Source organism: Rhizobium sp. 01T437 (assembly GCF_056398505.1).
This window is the reverse complement of the sequence record NZ_JBFTPM010000007.1, coordinates 344,563-351,333: the sequence shown is the minus strand read 5'-3', so window position 1 is coordinate 351,333 and position 6,771 is coordinate 344,563. Positions and strand designations below refer to the sequence as shown.

At 62.6% G+C, this 6,771-nt stretch carries 7 protein-coding genes; 2 read left to right on the top strand and 5 right to left on the bottom strand.

Annotation, left to right across the window (positions count from 1 at the left end; translation table 11 throughout):
* Both AC1DM5_RS17745 and AC1DM5_RS17740 read right to left on the bottom strand, forming a co-directional pair.
* Positions 1–622: glycosyltransferase (locus AC1DM5_RS17745; protein WP_477975357.1), on the bottom strand; the 622-nt coding region annotated here is incomplete at its 3' end.
* A gap of 313 nt (positions 623–935) precedes the next feature.
* The gene (locus tag AC1DM5_RS17740) at positions 936–1,670 is read right to left on the bottom strand and encodes a glycosyltransferase family 25 protein (RefSeq protein ID WP_477819274.1); all 735 of its coding nucleotides are present in this window, start codon (positions 1,668–1,670) and stop codon (positions 936–938) included.
* Between the two features lie 247 nt (positions 1,671–1,917).
* On the opposite strand from AC1DM5_RS17740, the gene AC1DM5_RS17735 reads away from it, so the two are divergent.
* Entirely contained in the window at positions 1,918–3,261 is a 1,344-nt protein-coding gene (locus AC1DM5_RS17735) for an NAD(P)/FAD-dependent oxidoreductase (protein WP_477819275.1), read from the top strand.
* 23 nt (positions 3,262–3,284) lie between these two features.
* On the opposite strand, the gene AC1DM5_RS17730 is transcribed toward AC1DM5_RS17735, so the two are convergent.
* Positions 3,285–4,091 (bottom strand): class I SAM-dependent methyltransferase, encoded by an 807-nt coding sequence (locus AC1DM5_RS17730; RefSeq protein WP_477819276.1) that lies wholly within the window; start codon positions 4,089–4,091, stop codon positions 3,285–3,287.
* A gap of 57 nt (positions 4,092–4,148) precedes the next feature.
* Positions 4,149–4,874, bottom strand: coding sequence for a carbonic anhydrase (locus AC1DM5_RS17725; RefSeq protein ID WP_477819277.1), 726 nt, complete (start codon positions 4,872–4,874; stop codon positions 4,149–4,151).
* Positions 4,875–5,117: 243 nt separating this feature from the next.
* Between AC1DM5_RS17725 and AC1DM5_RS17720 the strand changes: the two genes are divergently transcribed.
* A complete protein-coding gene (locus tag AC1DM5_RS17720; RefSeq protein ID WP_477819278.1) occupies positions 5,118–5,879 on the top strand; it encodes a sulfite exporter TauE/SafE family protein in 762 nt (253 codons plus the stop codon).
* 16 nt (positions 5,880–5,895) lie between these two features.
* Here the strand turns inward: AC1DM5_RS17720 and AC1DM5_RS17715 are convergent, their stop codons facing one another.
* The gene (locus tag AC1DM5_RS17715) at positions 5,896–6,705 is read right to left on the bottom strand and encodes a pirin family protein (RefSeq protein ID WP_477819279.1); all 810 of its coding nucleotides are present in this window, start codon (positions 6,703–6,705) and stop codon (positions 5,896–5,898) included.
* Positions 6,706–6,771: the final 66 nt, after the last annotated feature.

Here is a 6,771-nt window from a genome sequence, read left to right as displayed (position 1 = left end):
CTAGCACATCATATCCCTTGCTGATATGCAGACGCCCGACGCTGCCGACGAGCCGTGTTTCGCGCGGCAACTTCAGCTGCGCACGCAGGTCGAAGCTCTCGGCGGATCTGACATCGGGCAGCCAGTTGGAAATCAGCGTCGACTGGCCGTCAAATGTGCCGAGCCGCGTCGACTGGGCGGTGTTGACGCAGATCACACCCTCGAGGCAGGCGTGCTGCTTGGCCTTGTAGCCGACATGCAGGGTCGCGATCCTGGCGACGCTGTCAGGCGCTGCGGCAAGCGCCTTGCAGCCATGGCTGAGATGCCCATGCGCGATCTCGATGCCTGTCCTGTCCATCAGCCGCCGCAGCCTCAGGCCCCGCAGAAACGGGATCGCGAAGCCGTGGAAAACAACCTCTTTCGAGAGCAGACCAGCAATCGGCGAACCGTATCGTCCGGCAACGTGAACCTCATGTCCAAGAGCAGCCTGCCCGTTGGCGAGGTCAGCGCAGTATCGTTCCGATCCAGCCACTCTGGAGGAGAACAAGACATGCAGGATTTTCAACTTATGAGACGCTACGGGATCGGCAGCCTCATAGGCACGCGGGTGCAACTCACCCACGAAATCATTTCGAGCACTCAAGATACACCTCAGATCGATGTCCGACCGAGTTGATATGTTGGCGGAACACTTCTCGATAGGTTTCGGCGATGATCTACATCGGAGATCCAGCGCAAACAAGACTGTGTAAGTATACAGAATCGTAAAGTTTTACGCCACAGAACGACCATTTTTGGGGTAACTTGCTGATGTAGCTCTTGAAAAATTGCGGCAGTATTATGCACGACTGTAACACCGATAAAACAGCCTGCTAAAGTGCCAAAAAAAGTCTTGAGACGGACTTTAAGGGCAACGGTAAAGCCGCCCTGACAACCGAGTTTTCCGTCCCGGCGTCTTATTTTTTCAATGCATAGTTGATTCTGCGAACCGTCTCAGCGATGCGGATCGCATAGGTCGGCAATCGCCTCCACCAGGGAAATTTGGTGGCCCTGTAGACGGATCGCGTCCCGATATTCGAGCCGCCCTCTTGTACGACAGTCACGTTTTGGCGGGTCGTGTAGACCCGCGCTCGGGATGCCCAGCCGCGCTCCAGTTCGATATCCCAGGGAAAACGCATGACGCCGACCGTCTTGAGGAGCTTCAGGGCGCCCATCCGCGTCACCGCATAGCAGGCTGCCGACCCCTGCGGACCATGCGTTACCCGCCCGATCTCATCGCCGATAGCCGAGGTGGCGACAGGCCTGAAGCCGACGATACGGTGATTGAAGAGCTTGATCACATCAGCACCGGGCACCGCCGCAAGTGCCGCTTCGGCGCGCGCAATGAGGTCGGCAGACAAAATAACATCGTCCTCGACGATGATGCAGGCGGCCTCGCCCGTTTCCAGAAAAGCTGCGAGCACCTTCAAGTGGCTCCGGTAGCAGCCATATTCGCCCGGCAGGATGGTCCGGCCATTGTTGCGCTGAAAGGCGCGCTCATCACAGGCCGTCCGCTGATCTGCGGCAACCTCCCGCCCATCGACGCCGGCAATGCGAATAAGGTCGAACTGCAGGGCCTTGGCCCGATCGGACAATGCATTCCACCGATCCGTGGACCGGTCGAGATTGATCACATAAATGCGGGTCGTCATCGTCCAACCGTGGTTTGCAGCTCAAAGCAGCCAGGCCTCCCCCTGAGGCCAGGCTTCCCGGAAAACTCGCCTAGCACTTCCCCCGCCGGCTGTGCAACCTGCCGTCGCGGCATGGCAGCAATGTCGGTGACGAATTTCTCCTTGATCGGCTAAGGGCAAGCCCAGAACCGCGATGACATCAGCTTGAATTGCCGCCCCGTAGCCTCTAGCACTGGTACCTATCGATCAGCCCTTCAGGACGCATAGCTTGCCAGCCTTCCCCTTCTCCCTAAACGACCCCATCCAGCATCATGGCCCGCTCCCAAAGACATCCGACGTCGTCATCATCGGCGGCGGCGTCATCGGTGTGACGACGGCGCTGTTTCTGGCCAAGCGCAAGATCTCCGTGACGCTCATCGAGAAGGGGCGCATCGCCGCCGAGCAGTCCTCGCGCAACTGGGGCTGGATCCGCAAGCAGGGCCGCGATGGCGACGAACTGCCCATCGTCATCGAAGCCTGCCGCCTGTGGAAGGAGCTCGCAGCGGAATGCGGCGAGGATATCGGCCTCACCGAGACCGGCGTCACCTATCTCGCCAACTCCGACAAGCAGATGGCCGGCTTCGAAACCTTCATGAAGCTCGCGAGCGCCTACAATCTCGACACCCGCCTGCTCGACAGCGGGCAGACGGCCTCCCTCTTCACGGGCATCTCCCGCAAATTTGCCGGCTCGATGACAACGCCGTCGGACCTGCGCGCCGAGCCATGGCTCGCCGTCCCTGCCCTTGCCCGGCTCGCGGCCCGTCTGGGTGTGACCATTATCGAAAACTGCGCGGCACGAACCCTTGATATCTCCTCCGGCAAGGTGAGCGGTGTGTGGACCGAGGCCGGCCGCATCGAGACCTCGACAGTGCTCGTTGCAGGCGGCGCCTGGTCGTCGCTCTTCCTCAGAAAACACGGCGTCTCCATCCCGCAGCTTGCTGTCCGCGCCACCGTCGCCGCAACCGAGCCCCTGCCAGAAATCCACGCAGGTGCTGCAGGCGGAGCGGATGTCGCCTTCCGCCGCAGGCAGGATGGCGGCTACACGCTGGCGCTGGGAAGCCACCGCCTCTATCTCGGCCCCGACGCCTTCCGCCACGCCACGAAATATATGCCGGCGCTCATGGCCCACCCCTTCGGCACCCGCTATTCGCCTGCAGCCCCCGAAGGTTACCCGGACAGCTGGTCAACCCCGCGCAACTGGACGGCGGATGCCGAGAGCCCGTTCGAACGGATGCGCGTCCTCAACCCCGCCCCGGAACAATCCAGCCTCGATGCCATCAGCCGCAATTTCCAGCGCCTCTTCCCGCAATTCGAAACTGTGCGCCTGAAGACGACCTGGGCCGGCATGATCGACGCCATGCCCGACATCGTTCCCATCGTCGACCGCGTTGAGGCCATCACCGGCCTCTTCGTCGCGTCAGGCATGAGCGGCCACGGCTTCGGCATCGGCCCCGGCATCGGCCGCGTGGTCTCAGACCTGATCCAGGGCAACGCGCCCGGCCACAATCTCAACCGCTTCCGGCTCTCGCGCTTCAGCGACGGCAGCCGCATGCGGCCAGGCCCGGCGATCTGAGCGACCCTAAAATCGCTCCAGCCCTACTTCCGCCTGGCGATGAAAACCGACGTCGTCATATTCCTGGTAACAACGCCGCCAAAATCGGTCCGTGCCAGATCTTCCAGCGCGTCTAGCAGCCCTTCGCGCTTCCCCGCCTCCAATGCCACGACATTCGAATAGGTCGCGTAGAGCCGCCGCACCGCGGGCGGATCGAGCGTCAGCGTCCACTCGAACATGACAGGCGGATCGCAGTGGAATGAGGCCTCCTCGAAATCCCTGAGCCGGGCCCCGCTGTCGAGCCCGTAAGGCGTCTGCGTCGTCCCTCCGCCAGACGGGCTTGGGCGATGCCCGGCAAAGAGATGCGCACTCGCCTCATGAAACGGGTCGGGCCTGATACTGTCGCCAAAGACATTCCAGATCAAAGCAACCGCGCCGCCATCGCGAAGCAGCGCATGGATACGCCGCAGCGCCGGAACGGCATCGAGCCAATGAAATGCCGTCGCACTGACCACCAGATCGTAGGATTGCGGCGCCTCATCCAGTTCTTCGAAGGCTTGCTCGACTACCTCGAGTTCGGGGCGATGCAGCCGCGCACGCAGGAATTCCGCAAGCCGTCTGTCCGGCTCGACGGCCAGAAGCCGCCGCGGCTCATGGTCCAGAAGATGTTCCGTGGCGAGCCCAGTCCCCGCCCCGATCTCCAGTATCGAGATACCGGATCGCAATCCGGCCCGCTGCCGCAACACATCCCACACTGCCGGCGGACAAGGTGGCCGGGCCAAATGATAGTTTTCAGGGCTCAGTCCAAAGGCTTGCCGGCCGAATGAACGGGCAAGTGTGTCGTCGGACATCGCGATCTCCGCGCTGATCGGCGTAGACCTATCCCATTCCGCAAGAAAGCGCACCCACTAACCAAGCAGCGAAACCACGCCGCTGGCGATATCGTAGCGCGCCGCCACGACCTTGAGTTTGCCCTCCTTGGCAGCCCCTGCGATGACGGTCGAGCTTCGGCTGATGAGCGTCGCCTGCATCCTGGCATTGGCATCGATGGCCGCCCCAAGGTCGCTGCCTGCGGCATTCACCGCCGGCCAGATCGGCGCATAGAGGGCGCCGATCTGGCCGGGCACGGCCTTGCCGTCGATGGTCGCCTTCACCGCACCGCAGTTGGTATGGCCGAGAACCATCAGAAGCCGGGCGCCCAGAACGGCAACGCCATATTCGAGGCTGGCGATGATCTCGGGCGTAGCGATATTTCCCGCAACACGCACGACGAAAAGCTGACCGATGCTCTGGTCGAAGACAAACTCCACCGGCACGCGTGAATCGGCGCAGGAGAGCACCGCCGCGAAAGGCTCCTGCTTTTCTGCCGTCTTCGCCTTGAGGATCGAAAGGTCTTCATTGAGAGACTGGAGACGCCCGTCGATGAAGCGCCTGTTTCCATCCATCATCGCCTTCAGCGCGTCATCGGGCGCCAAGGTGCTCTGTGCCGATGCCGGCCCCGCGGATAAGATCGCAGCCCCGGCCGCTACTACCGCCACACCTCCCAACGCGCTGCACAGGAAGCGCCGGCGCCCCTGATCATCACAGCCGCCGCAGCCACAAGCCACGCCGGGGTTTCCCGTAAAACCATGCATCTTCCCCTCCCAAGATTGACAATGCCGAACCCAAGCCACCGCTTCCGCATGGCAACGCGAGCATCCGCCGTGTGCAAGTCGCCCAAACGGGTGAGACGCGACCGGTCTTTGCCCCGCGCGTCACTCTTGGCGTCATCTCCGGGAATATTTCGCAACGCGAACGGCTCGAAGCTATCGGCGGCTTGTCCTCGCGATACCCCCTGATGCATCGAAAGACACATCGGAGAGATGGGGAGCAAGCCAATGACACTAGCGATCGTTTTATTGCTGTTTGTATCAGGCATAGCCGGTGGCGTGATCAATGCGCTCGCCGGCGGCGCCACGCTGCTTACCTTCCCCGCCATGCTCGCAGCCGGCCTGCCGCCCGTCACGGCCAATGCCTCGAATGCGGTAGCGATCGTGCCGGGCCATCTGCTCGCCGTCCTCGCCGATCGCCGCAAGGTACTGCCGCTGGATGCAAAACTCTGGTCCTCCGTCCTCGTCTGTCTCATCGGCGGCGCCATCGGCGCGCTGCTGCTGCTCGCCTTGCCCGAGCGGCTCTTCGTTCTCCCGGTTCCAGCCCTGATCGGCATTGCCACCCTGCTCTTCCTCTTCTCGCCGCGCATCGCCGCCTGGGCGGAGGCAAGGTGCGGCGATGCCGAGCCCTCGCGCGGTCTCGGCCTTTCCGTCCTCGGCCTCTCGTCGATCTATGGCGGCTTCTTCGGCGCCGGCCTCGGCGTCATCCTGACGGCGGTTCTCTCGATTGCCGATCCCAATGACATCCGCCGCGTCAAGGCGCTGAAAAACCTGCTCGCCACCTCGGTCAGCATGGCAGCCGTCCTCATCTTCATCGTCCAGCGCGCCGTCCACTGGCCCGAAACGTTGACGATGCTGTCAGGCGCCCTGGTCGGCGGCTATCTCGGCGGTTACCTCGTGCGCGTGCTGCCCGCCACCATCGTCCGCTGGTTCGTCATCCTCACCGGCTCAGTCATGACGGTTGTCTATGCGGTGAAATACTGGAGCTGAGGCCCGCCCCTATCCTTCACTTCCGCCACCACAACCGCTTCAACCCCTGCCACCGTTTCACGAGACGGATCACGACAGGCGGCGGAATCTTCCTGGTGTCGGCCATCGTCCCCTGCCTCGTGACGGGAGACCGGGGATCGAGCAGGAAGGCCACCATCACGCAGGCGCTCGTTGCCTCCACGGTCAACATCTCATCCGACAGCAGCAGACCTTGCTCGCCTTCGCCAAACGCCTGCCCGCCGGCCAGAACCGCGCCGCTAAACACATAGAAATAGAGGTCACACCCCTGCTTATGCGGGAAGTCCACCCGCACGCCTGCCTCCAGCCGGATATCGAAGAAATCGATCCGGTTGCGCACGAAAAAGGGCGCATCGCCGCCTTCCGGCCCGACAAGGTGCCGCCAGCGATTGGGCATGATTTCGGGCATTGCCCCATACTGGATGCCAGGTTCGAGATCGACAGCATCGGGCCGCACGAGGATCTGCAGCATGCGCAGCGGCGGATCGGAGGCCAGCGTTTCCTCGGAATGCCAGAAGCTGCGCCCGGCATTCATCACCATCAGATGCCCGCTGTCGCAAACCAGCCGGCCACGGGCTCTGTCTTCATGGCGCATCACGCCTTCAGGCACCCAGGAGATGATCTCGTCATTGCGGTGCTCGTGCATGGCAATGAACCGGCCCGGATGCAGGATGGATTCGACCACCATCGCCAGCGGCCCGTGCCCATGATCCCCAGGCTTCGGCTTCACCCATCCCGGCATGTTGATATGCACGACAAACCCTCCCATGTCGCGCACGACGAAGGTTCGTTCCCCCTTGAGCAGCATCGCGTCCTCCTCGCCTGCAAGCAGCGACGATACCGCTCCATTAGCGCCCCGATGCGGTCCAAGGTC